This is a genomic window from Serratia sp. CY38905 (genome assembly GCF_052168875.1).
Taxonomy (GTDB): domain Bacteria; phylum Pseudomonadota; class Gammaproteobacteria; order Enterobacterales; family Enterobacteriaceae; genus Serratia; species Serratia sarumanii.
The window spans coordinates 95,068-115,073 of the sequence record NZ_JBJNLV010000010.1; the positions used below are offsets into that span (position 1 = coordinate 95,068).

Sequence of the window (20,006 nt, forward strand, 5' to 3'; positions counted from 1 at the left end):
CCCACAGGGGCCGCCAGCGGTTAAAAAAGTGCCGCCGGCCGGCATCGGATCAGCCCTGCGGCGGCAGGCAAACGCCGATGCCGCCCAGCCCGCAGTAGCCTTCCGGATTCTTGAACAGGTACTGCTGATGATCGTCTTCCGCGTAATAGAACGGCAGCGCCGGCGCGATCTCGGTAGTGATGACGCGCTTGTCGCCCGCCGCCTCCATCGCCTGCTGGAAGCGCTGCAGGCTGCTTTCCGCCTCGGCCTGCTGCTCCGGGCTCAGCGTATAAATCGCCGAGCGGTACTGGGTGCCGACGTCGCCGCCTTGGCGCATGCCCTGCGCCGGATCGTGATTTTCCCAGAACACCTGCAGCAGCTGTTTGTAGCTGACGACCTGCGGATCGAACACCACGCGCACCACTTCGGCGTGGCCGGTCTGGCCGCTGCACACTTCGCGGTAGGTCGGGTTCGGCGTGTAGCCGCCGCTGTAGCCGGCGGCGGTGCTGTAGACGCCCGGCTGCTGCCAGAACAGGCGCTCAACGCCCCAGAAACAGCCCATGGCGAAGATCGCCACCTCCATGCCTGCCGGCACCTGGGTCATCGAGTGTTCGGTGACCACGTTGAGCGTTGCGACAGGCATTGGCGTGGTGCGGCCAGGCAGCGCGCTTGCCTTATCGACGGTTTGTGATTTATCAAAAAATGGCACCACGGTTGACTCCTGTTGTCACAGTAAGAATTGACCCTACATGGGGGCGGTTCGGTTGTATCTCACCGCGTCTTTGCCCACAATAAGTGGCAAGTTGAGTTTATGTATAAGCTTAACGCAGTATTTTGAGCGCCAAAAGTGAAGAATTCGCCTGTTGCGCGGTGGTGGCAAGCGCGGCGGGCGGCGTCCGGAACAAGGTTGAAGAGGGCTGCCGTCATGATAGCGCGGAGTCTGCCCTGGCCCCGGAGCGAACACCATAACAGGAAAGTAAAATCAATAAGGAGAACACGTGCCAAAGTACCCGGTCATGTGCTTGATATCTGTGTTGCTTGCGGCACCTGCGGCCTATGCGGCCAACGTGCGCTTGCAGGTGGAGGGGTTAAGCGGAGAGTTGGAAAAAAACGTCCGGGTGCGGCTGTCGTCGATCACGCCTGAAGAGGTCGGCACCGACGGGCGCTTCCGCGCGCGGGTGGATGAGGCGGTGCGCCAGGGGCTGCGCGCGCTCGGCTATTACCAGCCGACCATCGAGTTTACGCTGGACGATCGGCCGGGGATGTCGCGCCCGGTGCTGCACGCCAAGGTCAATCCGGGCGAACCGGTGCGTATCGCCGGCGCCAACATCGTGCTGGAAGGCGGCGCGAAGACCGATGAGGACTACCTGGCGCTGGTGAAGAAGGGGCGGCCGACCATCGGCGAGATCCTCAACCACGGCAAGTATGACAGTTTCAAAGGCTCGCTCACCGGCCTGGCGCTGCGCAAAGGCTACTTCGACGCCGACATGACCAAAAGCCAGCTCGGCGTGGCCGAAGATCTGCACAAGGCGTTTTGGGATATCGATTTCAACAGCGGCGAACGTTACCGCTTCGGCAAGGTGAAATTCACCGGTTCGCAAATTCGCGAAGACTATCTGCAAAATCTGGTGCCCTTTCATCAGGGGGATTACTACAGTTCGGAGGATTTGGCCGAGCTGAACCGCCGTTTGTCCGCCACCAACTGGTTCAACTCGGTGGTGGTGTCCCCTGATTTCAACGATGCCAAAGAGAACAAGATTTTGCCGTTGGACGCGCTGGTGACGCCGCGCACGCGCAACACCGTCGAAACCGGTATCGGCTACTCCACCGACGTCGGCCCGCGGGTGAAAGGCACCTGGAAAAAACCCTGGCTCAACGATCGCGGGCATAGTCTGGAAACCAGCGCCAGCGTGTCGGCGCCGGAGCAGCAGCTGGATCTGACCTACAAAATCCCGTTGCTGAAGAACCCGCTGGAGCAGTATTACCTGCTGCAGGGCGGCCTCAAGAACGTCGATCTTAACGACACCAAGTCCGTCACCTCCAAAGTGGTGGCCTCGCGCAACTGGGATCTTTCCAGCGGCTGGCAGCGGGCGATCAACCTGACCTGGCGCTGGGATAACTTTACCCAGGGTAACGTCAGCAACACCACCATGCTGCTGTATCCTGGCGTCAGCTTCAGCCGCACCCGTTCGCGCGGCGGTCTGATGCCGACCTGGGGCGACAGCCAGCGCTACTCTATCGACGTGTCCGACACCTCCTGGGGCTCCGGCGTGGACTTTGCGCTGATGCAGGCGCAGAACGTCTGGATCCGCACCCTGGCCGACAAGCATCGTTTTGTGGCGCGCGGGCAGGTGGGCTGGATAGAAACCAACGACTTCGACAAGGTGCCGCCGGATCTGCGCTTCTTCGCCGGCGGTGACCGCAGCATTCGCGGCTACAAGTACAAAGACATCTCGCCGCGCGGTGACGACGGCAAGCTGACCGGCGCCTCCAAGATGCTGACCGGCTCGCTGGAGTACCAATACAACGTGACCGGCAAATGGTGGGGGGCGATGTTCGTCGACTCCGGTGAAGCGGTGAACGATATCAAGAAGAGCAACTTCAAGACCGGCGCCGGCGTAGGCGTGCGCTGGCAGTCGCCGGTGGGGCCGGTGAAGCTGGATATCGCCGCGCCTGTGGGAGACAAGGACACCCACGGGATGCAGTTCTACATCGGTTTGGGGCCTGAACTATGAGCCTGGTTAAAAAGATTTGTCTCGGATTTCTGGTCGTTCTGCTGTTGCTGATCGGCGGCCTGGCCTTCCTGATAGGCACCACCACCGGTTTGCATATGGTCATCAACGGCGCGGCGCGCTGGGTGCCGGGGCTGGAGATCGCCGGCGTCAGCGGCGGCTGGCGCGATCTGACGCTGAAGGGCGTGAAGTATCAGATGCCGGGCGTGACGGTCAACGCCGGGCAGTTCCATCTGTCGCTCGATCTCTCCTGCTTTAAGCGCAGCTCGCTGTGCGTCAATGCCTTGACCGCCCAGGATGTGGACGTGGCGGTGAACACCAAAGAGATGGCGCCTTCCGCGCCGGTGGAGGAGAGCAGTGAGCCGACCACCAATCTCAGCACGCCTTACCCGATCACGCTGCGCCTGTTGGCGTTGAACAACGTCAAGGTCACCGTCGACGACACCGCCATCTCGCTGGCCGAGTTCCGCACCGGCGCGCAGTGGCAAGAGCGCGCGCTGACGCTGATGCCGACCAAGATCGGCTCGCTGCTGATCGCCTTGCCGAAAACCCCGCAAAACCCGCTGCCGGAAGCGGTGCAGCCGGCGGTCGAGGTGGCGAAAAAGGTCGGCGAGCAGGTTACCGACGCGGCGAAGCCGGCACCTCAGCCGGAAGAGAAGCCGCTGGGCGAAACGCTGAAGGAACTGTTCGCCAAACCGCTGTTGCCGGATCTGCCGGACATCCGCCTGCCGCTGGATATCACCGTCAAAGAGATCAGCGGCGAGCAGCTGCGCTTGACCGGCGATACCGACGTGCTGATCACGAGCCTGTTGCTGCAGGCCAGCACGCAGGATCAACATATCCAGCTGGACAACTTCGACGTGAAGTCGCCGCAGGGCACGCTGTCGCTGCAGGGGCAGGCGACACTGACCGGCGACTGGCCGGTGTCCCTGACCGCCAACAGCGCGCTGAACATCGAACCGCTGAAGGGCGAGAAGGTGAAGCTGAACGTCGGCGGCGGGCTGCGTGACGAGCTGAAGGTGGCGCTGAACCTGTCCGGCCCGGTCGGCGCCCAGCTCGATGTGCAAACCCGGCTGGCCGAAGCCGGCCTGCCGCTGGCGCTGACGTTGCAGAGCAAGCAGCTGAAATGGCCGCTGAGCGGCGAGGGGCAGTATCAGGTCAACGATTTCCGCCTGCGCTTTAACGGCAAGGCGACCGACTACGCGCTGTCGACGCGCGCCAATCTGAAAGGCCAGGACTTGCCGCCGGCGGTGCTGACGCTGGACGGCAAAGGCAACGTCGAGCAGTTCAAGCTGGAGCGCCTGCGCTTGGCGGCGCTGCAGGGCAATACCGATCTCACCGCGTTGGTGGACTGGAGCAAGGCCATCAGCTGGAACTCGCAATTGACGCTGAGCGGCATCAATACCGCCAAGCAGTGGCCGGAATGGCCGGCGAAACTCGACGGCAAGATCACCACGCGCGGCAGCCTGCACGGCGGCAGCTGGCAACTGCAGGTGCCGGTGCTGCAGCTGGACGGCAACGTGAAGCAGAACAAGGTCACGGCGCGCGGTACGCTGAGCGGCAACGCCGCCGGGCAGTGGAAAATCCCCGGCATCGATCTGGCGCTGGGGCGTAACCAACTGAATGTCAAAGGGCAGCTGGACGAGAAGAGCTGGAACCTGGACGCCAACATCGACGCGCCGCGTCTGGACGGCGCGCTGCCGGGCCTGGGCGGCACCGCCAAAGGGCTGCTGAAGCTGCGCGGCAATCTGCAGGCGCCGCAGCTGCTGGCTGATTTGACCGCATCCGGCCTGCAGTGGCAGGCGCTGCGCATCAACCGCGTGAAAATAGACGGCGACGTGCGCTCCACGGATCAGATTCAGGGGCAGTTGGCGGTACGCGTCGAGCAGCTGAAGCAGGATGCGCTGGAGGTCAGCCTGCTGACCCTCGACGCCAAGGGCAGCGAGAAGCAGCACCAGCTGCAGCTGAAGATCGACGGCAAACCGGTCTCCGGCCAGTTGGCGCTGCAGGGCAGTTTCGATCGCCAGCAGCAGCGCTGGCGCGGCAATCTGAACAACACTCGCTTCGATACGCCGGTCGGGGAATGGCGCCTGACGCGCGCCATCGCGCTGGACTACCTGAACACCGAGCAGAAAATCAGCGTCGGGCCGCACTGTTGGCAGAACCCGAACGCCGAGCTGTGCGTGCCCAAGACCATTGAAGCCGGCCAGAGCGGCCAGGCCAGCGTGGTGCTCAACCGGTTCGATCTGGCGATGATCAAGCCGTTCCTTGGCCCGGAAACCGCCCTGAGCGGGGTGTTCACCGGCCGGGCCGACGTCAGCTGGAAACCGGGCGGCGCGCTGCCGGAGGCGAAAGTCACGCTGGCCGGCAACGGCGTCAAGGTGGTGCAGCAGGTGCAGGGCAACGCGCTGCCGATCGCCTTCGACACGCTGACCCTCAACGCCGGCCTGAACAACGGTCGCGCGCTGGCCGACTGGCGGATCAAGCTGACCAACAACGGCCAGTTCGACGGCAATATCCAGGTGGCGGATCCGCAGGTGCGGCGCACCATCAGCGGCAACGTCAATATCACCAACATCTCACTGGCGCTGATCAACCCGGCGCTGATGAAGGGCGAAAGCGCGGCGGGCATGCTGAACGCCAACCTGCGCCTGGGCGGCAGCGCGCAGAAGCCGCTGGTGTTCGGGCGCCTGGCGTTGGATCGGGCGAAGGTGCAGGGGCACTGGATGCCGTTCGATATGACCGACGCGCGGCTGGCGGTGAATTTCAACGGCATGACCTCGACGCTGGAAGGGCTGCTCAGCACCACGCGCGGCCAGCTGAATCTGGCGGGCGACGCCGACTGGCGTGACATCAACGCCTGGCGTGCGCGCATTGCCGCCAAGGGCGATAAGCTACGGGTGACGGTGCCGCCGATGATCCGCATCGACGTGTCGCCGGATCTGGTGTTCGAAGCCACGCCGCAGCTGTTCTCGCTCAACGGCAAGGTCGACATTCCCTGGGCGCGCATCACGGTGCAGGAGCTGCCGGAAAGCGCGGTGGGCGTCTCTTCCGACGAGGTGATGCTGGACGACCAGCTGAAGCCGATTCAACCGAAGACCGCCTCGATCCCGATCAACAGCAATCTGATGATCCACGTCGGCAATGACGTGCGGCTGGACGCTTTTGGTCTGAAAGCCCGTCTGAAGGGCGACCTGAAGGTGGTGCAGGACAAGAAAGGGCTGGGCCTCAACGGCCAGATTGACATCCCTTCCGGCCGCTTCCATGCTTATGGTCAGGATTTGATCGTGCGTAAAGGGCAGCTGATGTTCTCCGGCCCGCCGGATCAGCCGCTGCTGAATATCGAGGCGATCCGCAACCCGGAATCCACCGAGGACGATGTGACCGCCGGCGTGCGCGTGACCGGCCTGGCGGATGCGCCGAAGCTGGAAGTGTTCTCCGATCCGGCCAAATCGCAACAGGAAGCCCTGTCTTATCTGCTGCGCGGCCAGGGCTTGAGCAGCTCCGGCGCCGACGGCAACGCCATGACCTCGATGTTAATCGGCATGGGGGTTGCACAAAGTGGTCAACTTGTGGGTAAAATCGGCGAGGCATTCGGCGTAAGTAATTTGGCTCTGGACACTCAGGGGGTTGGCGACAGTTCCCAGGTTGTCGTGAGCGGCTATGTTCTCCCAGGCTTACAAGTAAAATATGGGGTGGGCATCTTCGACTCCTTGGCCACGCTGACGTTGCGTTATCGCCTGATGCCTAAGTTGTATCTTGAAGCGGTGTCTGGTCTCGACCAGGCATTAGATTTGCTCTATCAGTTTGAGTTTTAGCGATGCGAATAATTGTCTACGGCAGTTTACGGCGCAAACAGGGAAACAGCCATTGGATGACCAACGCCCAATGGCTCGGCGAGCACGAGCTCGAAGGCTATCAGATTTATAATCTGGGCCATTACCCGGCGGCGATCCCTGGAGAGGGCACGATACATTGCGAGGTGTATCGTATTAACTCATCGATTCTGGCAGAGCTGGACGAACTGAAAAGCAACACCAAGGACTATAAGCGCGAGCTGATTCAGACGCCTTATGGGAGTGCGTGGATCTACCTGTACAAACACAGCGTGGACGGTTACCCGCGAATTACCAGCGGTGACTGGCTGAAGCGTCTCGACGAACAGTAAGAAAAAAAAACACCGCTCAATGAGCGGTGTTTTTTCATCGGACGGCGGCGAGAATTACTTCTTGGCAGCGCGTTCGAAGGAGGCGATGATTTCCGCTTTAGCTGCGGCAGCGTCTGCCCAGCCTTCCACTTTCACCCATTTGCCTTTTTCCAGATCTTTGTAGTGCTCGAAGAAGTGAGCGATCTGGGCTTTCAGCAGTTCCGGCAGGTCGTTCACGTCTTTCACGTGATCGTACTCTTTGGTCAGCTTGCTGTGCGGTACCGCAACCAGCTTGGCGTCTTCACCGGCTTCGTCGGTCATCTTCAGCACGCCAACCGGACGGCAGCGGATCACGGAGCCCGGCTGCAGCGGGTATGGGGTTGGGACCAGCACGTCAACCGGGTCGCCGTCCAGAGACAGGGTGTGGTTGATGTAGCCGTAGTTGCACGGGTAGAACATCGCGGTGGACATGAAACGGTCAACGAACAGCGCGCCGGTTTCTTTGTCGATTTCGTATTTGATTGGATCGGCGTTGGCCGGGATTTCGATTACTACGTAGATGTCTTCCGGCAGGTCTTTGCCAGCAGGGACCAGATTCAAGCTCATGTCGGTTTCCTTTAATCATCAAACCAGAAATGGAGTGGCGGCTATTATAGCGGACTCTTTTGCGATTTCCTGCCCTTTTCATCGTCGAAAACCCAGTGCGCCGGCGCACGGAGAATTTCCAGATTAATCCCGCCGCGGCATGAAGTTTTGCCTCCGCCTGCCGATAACTTCAACAAACAATAATGAGCCAGCAAAGCTGGCTCCGCGTTTTGCCACCCCTACTACGTCTGATCTCACTATTCTGAAGCCGGGAAGAACTCATGCTAAAAAAGATTACGGTGAAGGCTGGGCTGATCGCCCTGCTGAGCCTGATGACCATGCTGCTGATCATGGTCAGCGTTATTGGCGTCAACGCGATTAACGAAGGATCGCGCTCGATCCATACCTTAAACCAGATCCTCGGCGAAGAGCTGGGCTCGCTGGCCAACAGCTCCAACCTGACGCTGCGCGCCAGAACCGCCGCCTCGCTGGCGGTGCGCCAACGGGAGATCGGCCAGACTGATGTCTCCGACGCCACCGTGGGCCGCATCTACGGTTACCTCGAGCAGTCGAACAAGGAAATGGCGCGCTTTGTCGGCGTCGGCACCGTGACCGAGCGCGGCCGCGAACTCTCCAACCGCCTGCAAAACAGCTACCGCGCCTATCTGGATCAGGGCGTGAAGCCGATGGCTGCCGCCATCAAGGCCGGCAAAATCGATGAGTATTATCATATTCAGGAAACGCGAATCTCCGCGTTGAGCATCGCGTTTGAAAAGGATCTCAGCGATTTCCGCAGCTTCGCCATGAAGCTCGGCGCGCAGCAGGTGTATGACGCGGAAAGCAATGCCAGTACCAAGATCACGCTGATCGTGGTGGCGGGCCTGCTCAGCGTGCTGCTGGCGGTGCTGGCCTGGTTCGCGCTGCGGGTGATCATTCTGCGTCCGCTGGACGAGTCCATCGCGCAGCTGGAACACATCGCTGGCGGCGATCTGACCCATGAGATCCGCGGCGAGGGCGATACCGAGATGGGCCGCCTGGTGCGAGCGATGCAGCGCATGCAGCAGGCGCTGGCCAGTTCGGTCAGCAAAGTGCGCGACGCCAGCAGCCAGATCGACACCGGTTCACGCGAACTGGCGGCCGGCAACCTGCATCTGGCGCAGCGCACCGAAGAATCGGCCGCTTCGCTGGAAGAAACCGCCGCCAGCATGGAACAGCTGACTTCGACGGTGAAAATGAACGCCGAGAACTGCGAGCAGGCCAATCAGCTGGCGCTGAGCGTGTCCGATATCGCCAACCAGGGCAGCGAGGTGGTCAGCCAGGTGATGAGCAAGATGCAGGCGATCACCGACAGTTCGCGCCGCATCGCCGACATCATCAGCGTGATGGACGGCATCGCCTTCCAAACCAATATCCTGGCGCTGAACGCGGCGGTGGAAGCGGCGCGCGCCGGCGAACAGGGCCGCGGTTTTGCGGTGGTGGCCGGTGAAGTGCGCAATCTGGCGCAGCGCAGCGCCCAGTCGGCGAAAGAGATCAAAGGGTTGATCGAAGCGTCGCAGAACCGGGTGCAGGAAGGCGAGCAGATGGTGGAGTCGGCGGCGCAGACCATGAGCGGCATTACCGGCGAAGTGGGCCGGGTGACGGCGTTGATGCGTGAGATCTCGGCGGCGACACGCGAACAAAGCAGCGGTATCGAACAGGTGAACCTGGCGGTGGCGCAGATGGATCAGGTGGCGCAGCAGAATGCGGCACTGGTGGAAGAGTCGGCGGCGGCGACGCGCTCGCTGGAAGATCAGGCTCAGCTGCTGGCGCAGAGCATGGCTGCGTTCAAGCTGTAAGGCGATAAGGGTTCGGCGCGGCGCCGAACCCTTGCAAAGAACGCGTTACTCGTCCGGGTTTTCGGCGATGAAGCGTTCCGCGTCTTCTACCATCGACTTGGTGCCGACGAAGAATGGCGCACGCTGGTGCAGTTTCACCGGCGTGATGTCCAGAATGCGGTTTTTGCCGTCGCTGGCCTTACCGCCGGCCTGTTCGGCCAGGAACGCCATCGGGTTGCATTCGTACAGCAGGCGCAGCTTGCCTTGCGGATGGCTGGCGGTGCTTGGGTAGATGTAGATGCCGCCTTTCAGCAGGTTGCGGTGGAAGTCCGCCACCAGAGAACCGATGTAGCGCGAGGTGTAAGGGCGCTGCGTCGCTTCATCCTGCTCCTGGCAGTATTTGATGTATTTCTTCACGCCGAGAGGGAACTTGATGTAGTTGCCTTCGTTGATGGAATACATGTTGCCGCTCGCCGGGAAGCGCACTTTCTCGTGGGAGAGGCAGAATACGCCCAGAGACGGGTCGTAGGTGAAGGCGTGGACGCCGTAACCGGTGGTGTACACCAGCATGGTGGACGAACCGTAAACCACATAACCCGCTGCGACCTGGGCGCTGCCCGGCTGCAGGAAGTCTTCTTCGGTCACCGGCGTGCCGACCGGCGTGATGCGACGGTAGATAGAGAAAATCGTACCGACCGAGACGTTGACATCGATGTTGGACGAACCGTCCAACGGATCCATCAAAACGACATACTTGGCATTTTCAGCTCGCTCGCCGTCGAATATCACGATTTCATCTTCTTCTTCGGAAGCGATACCCGCAACTTCACCACGCGCTTTCAACGCCGCTTTCAGTTTTTCGTTCGCGTACAGGTCCAGTTTCATCTGAACTTCGCCCTGTACGTTGGACACCCCGCTGGTGCCCAGAATATCAACCAGGCCGGCCTTGTTGATGTCGCGGTGGATGATTTTGGCGCCCAGTTTAATTGCAGAAAGTAACGCGGTCAGCTCGCCGGTGGCGTGAGAGAAGTCGTGCTGTTTCTCGACGATAAATTCGCCTAACGTTTTCATGACACAATCCCTGAATCTACGGATGGATAGCGGCCTGTTAACAAACCGCCAACGTTTTCGCGTGCAGTGTAGCCCAAAGATGCGCGCTATTCATAGGCAAATCCATTTCTTCTGGACGATTCTGAGCGTTAGAATATGCCGACATTCGATGCACTCACATGAGAAACCTATGCGCATTCACATTCTTGGGATCTGTGGCACCTTTATGGGCGGGTTGGCGATGCTGGCGCGCTCACTGGGGCATGACGTCACCGGTTCGGACGCCAACTCCGCCGATGAGCACGCTGCTGGAGAACCAGGGGATCGATCTTATTCAGGGTTATGATCCGGCCCAGCTGGATCCGGCGCCGGATCTGGTGATCATCGGCAACGCCATGACGCGCGGCAACCCGTGCGTGGAGGCGGTGCTGGAACGTGGCATCCCTTACGTTTCCGGCCCGCAGTGGCTGCACGATGCCGTGTTGCGCGATCGCTGGGTACTGGCGGTCGCCGGCACCCACGGCAAAACCACCACCGCCGGCATGGCGACCTGGATCCTCGAGGCCTGCGGCTACCAGCCCGGCTTCGTCATCGGCGGCGTGCCGGGCAACTTCGACGTATCGGCGCGCCTTGGCGGCAGCCCGTTCTTCGTGATCGAGGCCGACGAATATGACTGCGCGTTCTTCGACAAGCGCTCCAAGTTCGTGCACTACAGCCCGCGCACGCTGATCATGAACAACCTGGAGTTCGACCACGCCGATATCTTCGACGATCTGAAAGCCATCCAGAAACAGTTCCACCACCTGGTGCGTCTGGTGCCGGGCAAAGGCAAGATCATCCTGCCGGACAACGACAGCCACCTGAAGCAGGTGATGGCGATGGGCTGCTGGAGCGAGCAGGAGCTGGTGGGGGAAGAGGGCACCTGGCGCGCACAGAAGCTGACGCCGGACGCCAGCCATTACGCTGTGTTCCTCGACGGCGAACAGGTCGGCGAAGTGAACTGGGCGCTGGTGGGCGAGCACAACATGCATAACGGCCTGATGGCCATCGCCGCCACCCGCCACGTCGGCGTGCAGCCGGCGGACGCCTGCCGCGCGTTGGGCGATTTCATCAACGCCCGCCGCCGCCTGGAGCTGCGTGGCGAAGCCAACGGCGTCACGGTCTACGACGACTTCGCGCACCACCCGACGGCGATCCTGGCCACTCTGGCCGCGCTGCGCGGCAAGGTCGGCGGCACGGCGCGCATTCTGGCGGTGCTGGAGCCGCGATCCAACACCATGAAAATGGGTATCAGCAAAAACGATCTGGCGCCTTCGCTCGGCCGCGCCGACGAGGTGTTCCTGTTCCAGCCGCACCACATTCCGTGGCAGGTGGCGGAAGTGGCGGATGCCTGCGTGCAGCCGGCGCACTGGAGCGCGGATCTCGACACGCTGGTGGACATGGTGGTGAAAACCGCACAGCCGGGCGATCACATTCTGGTGATGAGCAACGGCGGCTTCGGCGGCATTCACGATCGCCTGCTGGACGCGCTGGCGAAAAAGCAGGAACCGAAAGTCACCTACTGATCGCTCAGCCGCATCAGCCACATCAAGGGCCGCATTCGCGGCCTTTTTTACGCCCATAAAAAAGCCCTCGCGAGCGAGGGCAACGGGGTTCGTCGGATAGGACGACGAGAGGGTCTCTGGGAAATCGGCGTTTGCGTCAGAACTCGGCAGTGGCAGTGACGAGGGTAATCAGCTCTGCAAAGCCGTTCCCAGAGTTGTTATTTGTAAATCTCGGCGGTGGCGTGGTAGTTGCCTTCGTTACGCGCTTCGATCACGCGGTAGGCGGTCGCGCCTTTCGCGTCGGCTTTCTCCGACAACGCTTGGCGAATGTCGGTCGGCGCGCCGTCGATGCCGCTGACGGTGATGGTGCCGATAGATTGCAGATTGGCGGTCTGATCGTTAGTCACCAGTTGGGCGGCGGAGGCGCCGAAGGAGATGACAGACAGCAGGCCGAATGCAGCGAGAGTAGTTTTCATGTTCATGATAGCGATCCTTGGTCATAACAGCCTGGAAGGGCTTGGCAGCGATTTTTATTCTTGAAGGCCGTTATGACAGCGTTTGATTCCAGAGATGTATTGCCCGTTGCCGGGTAATGCCGGTACTTATTTGTAGATTTCAGCGGTTGCGTGGAAGCTGCCGTCATTGCGGGCTTCGATTACGCGGTAAGCGGTCGCCCCTTTGGCGTCGGCTTTGTCGGACAGCGCCTGGCGGATGTCGGAAGGCGCAGCGGCGACGCCGCTCACGGTGATTACACCGGCCGGCTGCAGTTTTGCGGCCTGAGTTGCATCAATAGATTGTGCTGCGAATGCACCAAAGGAAAGCATGGACAGAACGCTCAGGGTTGCAACGGTAGCTTTAATTTTCATCATCTCACCTCATCGTATTCTTTTATCAGTTCCAACGAACTGTGATTCAGTTCACGAAAATGAGTATACAGCTAGTAACGCGAAAAATTAATAGTTAGCTAACAGTTGCTAGTGAAACTTTAACCTTATGATCCTTATTTTTTATAACTGTAAGGAATAAAAAACGCTCACAAAACGATCTTTTGATGTTAAATTTATGTAATTTCAATAAGGTAAGTGCTTTTGACCAAAAGTGCGGAAGATCACAGTGGGTACTGCTGGTTACATGTAGATGTCATGGAAATGTGTTGCTGAGGGATAAAAAAGCAGTGTTAAACGCGGTTGAAGACGGGAAAGGTAACGTGAGAGTTAAAGAAGCGCTAACAAAGTGCGGGCTAAAGCCGCACTTTGTTAGCGCCAGGTTTCACAGCTCTTGCTCGAACACGCCCAGAATAGCCTCATGCAGTTTCTGAGCGGTAAAGCCGTTGGACGGGGTGACGAAAATCGTGTCGTCGCCGGCAATCGTGCCGAGGATGCCCTGGGATTTCCCCAATGAGTCGAGCAGGCGGGCGATCAGCTGCGCGGCGCCCGGGCTGGTGTGGATCACCACGACGGCGTCGTTATGGTCGACGTCCAGCACCAGATTCTTCAATGGGCTGGTGGTGGTCGGCACGCCGAGTTCGGCAGGAAGGCAATACACCATTTCCATTTTGGCATTGCGCGTACGTACCGCGCCGAACTTGGTCAGCATGCGCGATACTTTGGATTGGTTAATGTTTTCGAAGCCTTCTTCTTGCAGCGCCAAAACGATCTCGCCTTGAGAACTGAATTTTTCTTCTTTCAATAACGCTTTGAACGTCTTGATCAGATCTTCCTGTTTTGCGGGATTACGCATTTTGCACCGTGGAATGTTGATAGTGGAAGTCATGATTATGCATATAGATGAATTTTTATGCAACAAAGGCCGACCCAAAGAAAATAAGCATGACCGGGCGGCGAGGAAAGGGCGGCATTTTAACAAAATCCGGCCGCGATGAATATGCCCTTTTGGCGACGGAAAATCGGCCCGCAGTGGTAAATAAAATGTTATTAAAATGATGTTGTTCTGATGTTGCGTAAGGGTGTAATGTAACGGCCGGTTAACTTGCTCGTGAATAACCTCGCACTATTTTTGATTAGTGTGCGCTATGCCCTTCATGCGTAAGCGATTTAATCTAAAATGGGCGCGACAGCGGCCGTTTTATTACACCTGCAGGCAAAAATTGGCTAATTTATTGTTTTGAAAGGTGTAATGACTTAAGGTCCGTAACCAACACATTCACGGCGCTTTATATATTTAAGATAATAAAGGAGTATAGGATGAAAGTTGCAGTTCTCGGTGCTGCTGGCGGTATCGGCCAGGCCCTCGCCCTTCTACTCAAAACCCAGCTTCCTTCAGGTTCTGAACTCTCTCTCTACGACATTGCCCCCGTTACCCCAGGCGTTGCCGTCGACTTAAGCCACATCCCAACCGCAGTTAAAATCAAAGGCTTCAGCGGCGAAGACGCGACCCCGGCTCTGCAAGGTGCGGACGTGGTGCTGATTTCCGCCGGCGTGGCCCGTAAGCCAGGCATGGATCGCTCTGACCTGTTCAACGTTAACGCCGGCATCGTGCGTAACCTGATTGAACAAGTGGCGAAAACCTGCCCGAAAGCCTGCATCGGCATCATCACCAACCCGGTTAACACTACGGTCGCCATCGCGGCGGAAGTGCTGAAAAAAGCCGGCGTTTACGACAAGAACAAACTGTTCGGCGTGACTTCGCTGGATATCATCCGTTCCAACACCTTCGTGGCCGAGCTGAAAGGCAAGCAGCCGGAAGAGCTGAACGTGCCGGTCATCGGCGGCCACTCTGGCGTGACCATCCTGCCTCTGCTGTCGCAGATCCCAGGCGTGAGCTTCACCGATCAGGAAGTGGCGGATCTGACCAAGCGCATTCAGAACGCCGGCACCGAAGTGGTGGAAGCCAAAGCCGGCGGCGGGTCTGCAACGCTGTCCATGGGCCAGGCGGCCGCCCGTTTCGGTCTGTCTCTGGTGCGTGCGCTGCAGGGCGAAAAAGGCGTTGTGGAATGCGCTTACGTTGAAGGCGACGGCAAATACGCTCGCTTCTTCGCACAGCCGCTGGTGCTGGGCAAGAACGGCGTTGAAGAGCGCAAGGATATCGGCACCCTGAGCGCCTTCGAGCAGAAAGCGCTGAACGAGATGCTGGACGTGCTGCACAAAGATATCGAACTGGGCGAGAAGTTCATCAATAACTGATCGACGCCGATAGTCAGCCGATAAACGCCGCCGGACGCTGTTCCGGCGGTTTTTTTTGCTCCGCGTTCACGATTTGATGCGCGCCTTGCGATCCAGCAGGCAATCGCTGTGCGGATCGTAATAGCGGCTTGGCCAGATCTCCGAGGGGTGGACGCCTATCGCTTCGGCGATCAGCCATTCCCCCTTCGGCCACGGGCGCGACAGCGCGTTGGCCAGCGTCGATGAGCTTAATCCGGCCTTGCGCGACACTGCCGCCAGCGTGGTGCCCTGCTTGCGTAGCGCCGCGATGATATCTGCCGGATGCCAATCTGGGTTCCTTGAATTCATGTTTACATTCCTTTTCTGATTAGCCAAAGTTGCGTTAGTGGTATAACTAACGGGTCAAGGTTAAGCGCATGAACAACGTGAAACGCTTATTCGGAAACCAGAATACCATTAAATTTCCTAAAAAATACCCAAGTAATTTCCAAAAAATGACGTTGCCCACTATTGCCCAGAGATGATGGCTATGAAAAAAGAGTGGTTTGCCGCCAAGGAACTGACAGGCATCGCAGGATTACCTTCCTCACCACAGGGAATCAATCTGATGGCCCGGCGCGAAGGCTGGATCAGCCGCAGGCGTAAAGGCGTGCAGGGAAAAGCGTTGGAGTACCATATCGACAGCCTGCCTTCAGACGTGCGTAACCTGCTGGTGCTGAAGGAAGACGGGGCGGCATATGACGTAGAGCGTCAGGATCCGTTGGCGGTCTGGATCGAGTATTACTACCATTTGACGGAAAGCGAGCGCGAGAAAATGGTGGCTTTCCTGATGCGGGAAGGGATCGGCGGCCTGCTGGCGCGTATCGACGAAGAGAGCAATACCTAGGCAGGCCCGCGTATGCGGGCCTGATGGTTTTTAAGAAACATTAATTTCTTAAAAGTCGCGTTGCACCGCCAGATGGGCCAGGCCCTCCAGCGCCGTGCGGTGCTCCGATGCCGGCAATGCCTGCAGCGCGGCGATCGCCTTGTCGGCCTCTTCCTCGGCGCGTTTGCGGGTGTATTCCAGCGAACCGCATTGCTGCATCGCCTGCAGCACCGGCTCCAACAGGTGACGGCCGTTGCCTTGCTCAATCGCGCCGCGGATCATGTCACGCTGGGCGTCGTCGCCGTTGTGCATCGCGTGCAGCAGCGGCAGGGTCGGTTTCCCTTCGTTCAGATCGTCGCCGGTGTTTTTGCCCAGGGTGCTGCCGTCGGCGCTGTAGTCGAGCAAATCGTCGATCAGCTGGAAAGCGGTGCCGAGGTAGCGGCCATAGTCTTGCAGCGCCCGTTCTTGCTCAGCGCTGGCGCCGGACAGGATCGCCGACGATTGCGCCGCCGCCTCAAACAGACGGGCGGTTTTGCTGTAGATCACCCGCATATAGCTTTCTTCGCTGATGTCGGGATCGTGCACGTTCATCAACTGCAGCACTTCACCTTCGGCGATGACGTTGACCGCTTCCGACATCAGCGCCAGCACGCGCAGGGATTCCAGGCTGGTCATCATCTGGAAGGCGCGGGTGTAGATAAAGTCGCCGACCAGCACGCTGGCGGCGTTGCCGAACGCCGCGTTGGCGGTGGCTTTGCCGCGGCGCATGTCCGATTCGTCAACGACGTCGTCATGCAGCAGCGTGGCGGTATGGATGAATTCGATCAGGGCGGCCACGGTGACGTGCTTGCTGCCTTCATAGCCCAATGCCCGCGCCGCCAGGACGGCGATCATCGGCCGGATGCGCTTACCGCCACCGCTGATAATGTAATAGCCAAGCTGATTGATGAGCGTGACATCGGAATTCAGCTGTTCGAGAATTGTTGCGTTCACGGCCGCCATATCTTGCGCGGTTAACTCGGTAATTTGCTCTAGGTTCATTGTATTTTTTTCAGCTGTGTTTCTCTTCACCGCGTTGAGATCGCTGCTCACATCGGTACATGGCGGTAACTGTCCCTATGATTGTACTTGAAAAACGGTTCAGATAAACGCCACGAAAGAAACTGCGCTTTTTTTCTTCTTTTTTCTTGTTCTGGTCTTATTCTGCTCTTGTCATGCGCTGCTTTTTTGCGTAGAATTCGCGCCCTATTGTGAATATTTATAGCGCGCTCTGAACTAACACAGTCGGGCACGCGGAAAGCGGAGTTTTATATGTACGCGGTTTTCCAAAGTGGTGGTAAACAACACCGAGTAAGCGAAGGTCAGACCGTTCGCTTGGAAAAGCTGGACATCGCAACTGGTGAAGCGGTTGAGTTTGACCAGATTCTGATGATCGCTAATGGCGAAGATATCAAAATCGGCGTTCCTTTCGTCGATGGCGGCAAGATCAAAGCTGAAGTCGTTGCTCACGGTCGTGGCGAGAAAATTAAAATCGTTAAGTTTCGTCGTCGTAAACACCACCGTAAGCAGCAGGGCCACCGTCAGTGGTTCACTGACGTTAAAATCACCGGCATCAGCGCTTAAGTTAGGAGAGCGGATTAATGGCACACAAAAAGGCTGGCGGCTCGACTCGTAACGGTCGCGATTCAGAAGCTAAACGTCTGGGCGTAAAACGCTTTGGCGGCGAAGCAGTACTGGCAGGCAGCATCATCGTTCGTCAGCGCGGCACCAAATTCCACGCTGGTACCAACGTGGGTTGCGGCAAAGACCACACTCTGTTTGCTTTGAAAGACGGTAAAGTCAAATTCGAAGTTAAAGGCCCGAGCAATCGTAAATTCATCAGCATCGAAGCTGAATAATTTTTCGAGCCTTACGAAATAGATGTAAGCCCCGCAATTCGTTGCGGGGCTTTTTACATTTATGGGTTGCCTGAGGGCAGGCCCGTCAGCGTTGGCGAAGGTGATATGGATACGAAGCAGCAGGTCGGCGTTGGCATTTCTCTGGCGTTAACCACGGCGGTTTGCTGGGGCGCGTTGCCGATTGCGATGAAAGAAGTGTTGGTGGTGATGGAGCCGTTTACCGTTGTCTGGTATCGCTTTACCATGGCCGCCATCGGTTTGGGCGCGATCCTCGCGGTGCGCGGCAAGCTGCCGCCGCTGACGATGTTCCGCCAGCCGCGTTGGCTGCTGCTGTTGGCGATCGCGACGGCGGGGCTGCTGGGCAACTTTGTGTTCTTCAGCTCCTCGCTGCAATACCTGAGCCCGACGGCGTCGCAGGTGATTGGCCAGCTGTCGCCGGTGGGCATGATGTTCGCCAGCGTGCTGATTTTAAAAGAACGCATGCGCGTCACCCAGGTCATTGGCGCCCTGATGCTGATTTGCGGACTGATGCTGTTTTTCAACGTCAGTCTGATAGAGATCTTCACCCGGCTGACGGACTACACGCTGGGCGTCATGCTGGGCGTGTGCGCGGCGATGGTCTGGGTGAGCTACGGCGTGGCGCAGAAGGTGTTGCTGCGCCGGCTGGCTTCGCCGCAGATCCTGGTTATGTTGTACACTTTATGTGCGATGGCGTTGTTCCCTCTGGCCAAACCCGAGGTGATTTTCCAGCTGAGCGGCTGGCAATTGGCGTGTTTGCTGTTTTGCGGCGCCAATACGCTGATCGGCTACGGCGCGCTGGCAGAGGCGATGGCGCGTTGGCAGGCGGCGCAGGTAAGCGCGTTGGTGACGCTGACCCCGCTGTTTACCCTGCTGTTTTCAGATTTATTGGCGTTGGCCTGGCCCCAGGCATTCGCCGCGCCGACGCTGAACATTGTCGGCTATGTCGGTGCGTTTGTGGTTGTGGCGGGCGCCATGTTTTCCGCAATTGGTCACCGGTGGTGGCCGCGACGGGCAGAACCCCCCCTGGTTGCTCCTTTGAAGCAGCCCGGTGAATGATTTACGGAGACGGTAAATGAAGTTTGTAGATGAAGCAGCGATTCTGGTCGTTGCAGGCGACGGCGGCAACGGATGCGTCAGCTTCCGCCGCGAAAAATATATCCCCAACGGTGGGCCTGACGGCGGCGACGGCGGCGACGGCGGCGACGTCTACCTGCTGGCGGACGAGAACCTCAACACTCTTATCGACTATCGCTTTGAGAAGTCTTTCCGCGCCGAGCGCGGCCAGAATGGCCAGAGCCGCGACTGTACCGGTAAACGCGGTAAAGACGTCATCATCAAGGTGCCGGTCGGCACGCGCGTGAAGGATCAGGGCACCGGCGAGATCCTCGGCGACATGACCCGCCACGAGCAGAAGCTGATGGTCGCCAAAGGCGGCTGGCACGGCCTGGGCAACACCCGTTTCAAATCTTCGGTCAACCGTGCACCGCGTCAGAAGACGCTGGGTACCGCCGGCGAAGCGCGCGACCTGTTGTTGGAGCTGTTGCTGCTGGCCGATGTGGGCATGCTGGGCCTGCCAAACGCCGGCAAATCGACCTTCATCCGCGCGGTGTCCGCCGCCAAGCCGAAGGTGGCCGATTATCCGTTCACTACGCTGGTGCCGAGCCTGGGCGTGGTGCGTATGGATCACGAGCAGAGCTTTGTGGTCGCCGACATTCCGGGGCTGATCGAGGGCGCCTCCGAAGGTGCGGGCCTGGGCATTCGCTTCCTGAAACACCTGGAGCGTTGCCGCGTGCTGCTGCACCTGGTGGACATCGCGCCGATCGACGAATCCGATCCGGTGGAGAACGCCAAAGTCATCATCAACGAGTTGAACCAATACAGCGAAAATCTGGCGCAGAAGCCTCGCTGGCTGGTGTTCAACAAAATTGATGTGATTGGTGAGGAAGAAGCCGCCGAACGCGCCAAGGCGATTGTGGAAGGCATGGGCTGGGAAGGGAAGTACTACATGATCTCCGCCGCCAACCGCGAAGGCGTCAACGCGCTGTGCTGGGACGTGATGAACTTCATCAACACCCAGCCGAAAGCGATGGCGATCGAAGAAAGCGCACCGGAAAAAGTCGAATTCATGTGGGATGACTACCACCGCGAGCAAATCGCGGAAGTGGAAGCCGAAGCGGAAGATGACTGGGATGACGACTGGGACGAAGACGACGACGAAGGCGTCGAAATCATTTACCAGAAGTAATTCG

At 58.9% G+C, this 20,006-nt stretch carries 18 protein-coding genes and 1 pseudogene; 11 read left to right on the forward strand and 8 right to left on the reverse strand.

Features of this window, described 5'->3' with window-relative positions; all coding sequences use genetic code 11:
* Positions 1 to 49 precede the first annotated feature (49 nt).
* Positions 50 to 691, reverse strand: coding sequence for a peptide-methionine (S)-S-oxide reductase MsrA (msrA, locus tag ACJ8MK_RS19310; protein WP_033648689.1), 642 nt, complete (start codon positions 689 to 691; stop codon positions 50 to 52).
* Positions 692 to 995: 304 nt separating this feature from the next.
* On the opposite strand from msrA, the gene tamA reads away from it, so the two are divergent.
* From tamA to ACJ8MK_RS19325, 3 genes are read left to right on the forward strand one after another with little or no spacing between them, the layout of a single operon-like run.
* Entirely contained in the window at positions 996 to 2,714 is a 1,719-nt protein-coding gene (gene tamA, locus ACJ8MK_RS19315) for an autotransporter assembly complex protein TamA (protein WP_194243329.1), read from the forward strand.
* A complete protein-coding gene (gene tamB / locus ACJ8MK_RS19320) occupies positions 2,711 to 6,529 on the forward strand; it encodes an autotransporter assembly complex protein TamB (protein ID WP_442517981.1) in 3,819 nt (1,272 codons plus the stop codon). Before tamA ends, tamB begins: the two co-directional genes overlap by 4 nt.
* A gap of 2 nt (positions 6,530 to 6,531) precedes the next feature.
* Positions 6,532 to 6,879: a gamma-glutamylcyclotransferase family protein gene (locus ACJ8MK_RS19325; RefSeq protein WP_033648686.1), complete on the forward strand. Its 348-nt coding sequence runs from the start codon at positions 6,532 to 6,534 to the stop codon at positions 6,877 to 6,879.
* A gap of 54 nt (positions 6,880 to 6,933) precedes the next feature.
* Here the strand turns inward: ACJ8MK_RS19325 and ppa are convergent, their stop codons facing one another.
* Positions 6,934 to 7,464 (reverse strand): inorganic diphosphatase, encoded by a 531-nt coding sequence (gene ppa, locus ACJ8MK_RS19330; protein ID WP_004933594.1) that lies wholly within the window; start codon positions 7,462 to 7,464, stop codon positions 6,934 to 6,936.
* Positions 7,465 to 7,724: 260 nt separating this feature from the next.
* On the opposite strand from ppa, the gene ACJ8MK_RS19335 reads away from it, so the two are divergent.
* Positions 7,725 to 9,278: a methyl-accepting chemotaxis protein gene (locus ACJ8MK_RS19335; RefSeq protein ID WP_041037590.1), complete on the forward strand. Its 1,554-nt coding sequence runs from the start codon at positions 7,725 to 7,727 to the stop codon at positions 9,276 to 9,278.
* A gap of 45 nt (positions 9,279 to 9,323) precedes the next feature.
* On the opposite strand, the gene fbp is transcribed toward ACJ8MK_RS19335, so the two are convergent.
* Positions 9,324 to 10,328, reverse strand: coding sequence for a class 1 fructose-bisphosphatase (gene fbp, locus ACJ8MK_RS19340; protein ID WP_004933587.1), 1,005 nt, complete (start codon positions 10,326 to 10,328; stop codon positions 9,324 to 9,326).
* Positions 10,329 to 10,497: 169 nt separating this feature from the next.
* Between fbp and mpl the strand changes: the two are divergent.
* Positions 10,498 to 11,872, forward strand: a pseudogene (gene mpl / locus ACJ8MK_RS19345) (UDP-N-acetylmuramate:L-alanyl-gamma-D-glutamyl-meso-diaminopimelate ligase).
* Positions 11,873 to 12,069: 197 nt separating this feature from the next.
* On the opposite strand, the gene yhcN (ACJ8MK_RS19350) reads toward mpl, so the two are convergent.
* From yhcN (ACJ8MK_RS19350) to argR, 3 genes are all read right to left on the reverse strand, one after another.
* A complete protein-coding gene (gene yhcN / locus ACJ8MK_RS19350) occupies positions 12,070 to 12,333 on the reverse strand; it encodes a peroxide/acid stress response protein YhcN (protein ID WP_033638654.1) in 264 nt (87 codons plus the stop codon).
* 120 nt (positions 12,334 to 12,453) lie between these two features.
* Positions 12,454 to 12,717 (reverse strand): peroxide/acid stress response protein YhcN, encoded by a 264-nt coding sequence (gene yhcN / locus ACJ8MK_RS19355; protein ID WP_033638655.1) that lies wholly within the window; start codon positions 12,715 to 12,717, stop codon positions 12,454 to 12,456.
* Between the two features lie 403 nt (positions 12,718 to 13,120).
* A complete protein-coding gene (gene argR, locus ACJ8MK_RS19360; protein WP_004933572.1) occupies positions 13,121 to 13,591 on the reverse strand; it encodes a transcriptional regulator ArgR in 471 nt (156 codons plus the stop codon).
* A 464-nt stretch (positions 13,592 to 14,055) separates the two neighbouring features.
* On the opposite strand from argR, the gene mdh reads away from it, so the two are divergent.
* Complete coding sequence (gene mdh, locus ACJ8MK_RS19365; protein WP_033636811.1) at positions 14,056 to 14,994, forward strand: malate dehydrogenase; 939 nt, start codon at positions 14,056 to 14,058, stop codon at positions 14,992 to 14,994.
* Between the two features lie 66 nt (positions 14,995 to 15,060).
* Here the strand turns inward: mdh and ACJ8MK_RS19370 are convergent, their stop codons facing one another.
* Complete coding sequence (locus ACJ8MK_RS19370; protein WP_033636812.1) at positions 15,061 to 15,321, reverse strand: helix-turn-helix domain-containing protein; 261 nt, start codon at positions 15,319 to 15,321, stop codon at positions 15,061 to 15,063.
* 181 nt (positions 15,322 to 15,502) lie between these two features.
* Here ACJ8MK_RS19370 and ACJ8MK_RS19375 point away from each other — a divergent pair, with 181 nt between their 5' ends.
* Positions 15,503 to 15,859 carry a DNA-binding protein gene (locus tag ACJ8MK_RS19375; protein WP_033655297.1) on the forward strand — a complete coding sequence of 119 codons (357 nt, stop codon included), beginning with the start codon at positions 15,503 to 15,505 and terminating at the stop codon, positions 15,857 to 15,859.
* Positions 15,860 to 15,907: 48 nt separating this feature from the next.
* Here the strand turns inward: ACJ8MK_RS19375 and ispB are convergent, their stop codons facing one another.
* Complete coding sequence (gene ispB / locus ACJ8MK_RS19380) at positions 15,908 to 16,879, reverse strand: octaprenyl diphosphate synthase (protein ID WP_033636815.1); 972 nt, start codon at positions 16,877 to 16,879, stop codon at positions 15,908 to 15,910.
* Positions 16,880 to 17,149: 270 nt separating this feature from the next.
* On the opposite strand from ispB, the gene rplU reads away from it, so the two are divergent.
* The 4 genes from rplU to cgtA all read left to right on the forward strand — a co-directional run bounded on the left by rplU (position 17,150) and on the right by cgtA (position 20,002).
* Positions 17,150 to 17,461 carry a 50S ribosomal protein L21 gene (rplU, locus tag ACJ8MK_RS19385; protein WP_004933561.1) on the forward strand — a complete coding sequence of 104 codons (312 nt, stop codon included), beginning with the start codon at positions 17,150 to 17,152 and terminating at the stop codon, positions 17,459 to 17,461.
* 17 nt (positions 17,462 to 17,478) lie between these two features.
* Positions 17,479 to 17,736, forward strand: coding sequence for a 50S ribosomal protein L27 (gene rpmA, locus ACJ8MK_RS19390; protein WP_004933559.1), 258 nt, complete (start codon positions 17,479 to 17,481; stop codon positions 17,734 to 17,736).
* Between the two features lie 105 nt (positions 17,737 to 17,841).
* On the forward strand, positions 17,842 to 18,813 hold the full coding sequence (locus ACJ8MK_RS19395; protein WP_033636816.1) for a DMT family transporter: 972 nt from the start codon (positions 17,842 to 17,844) through the stop codon (positions 18,811 to 18,813).
* A 16-nt stretch (positions 18,814 to 18,829) separates the two neighbouring features.
* Positions 18,830 to 20,002 (forward strand): Obg family GTPase CgtA, encoded by a 1,173-nt coding sequence (gene cgtA / locus ACJ8MK_RS19400; protein ID WP_004933553.1) that lies wholly within the window; start codon positions 18,830 to 18,832, stop codon positions 20,000 to 20,002.
* Positions 20,003 to 20,006 lie beyond the last annotated feature (4 nt).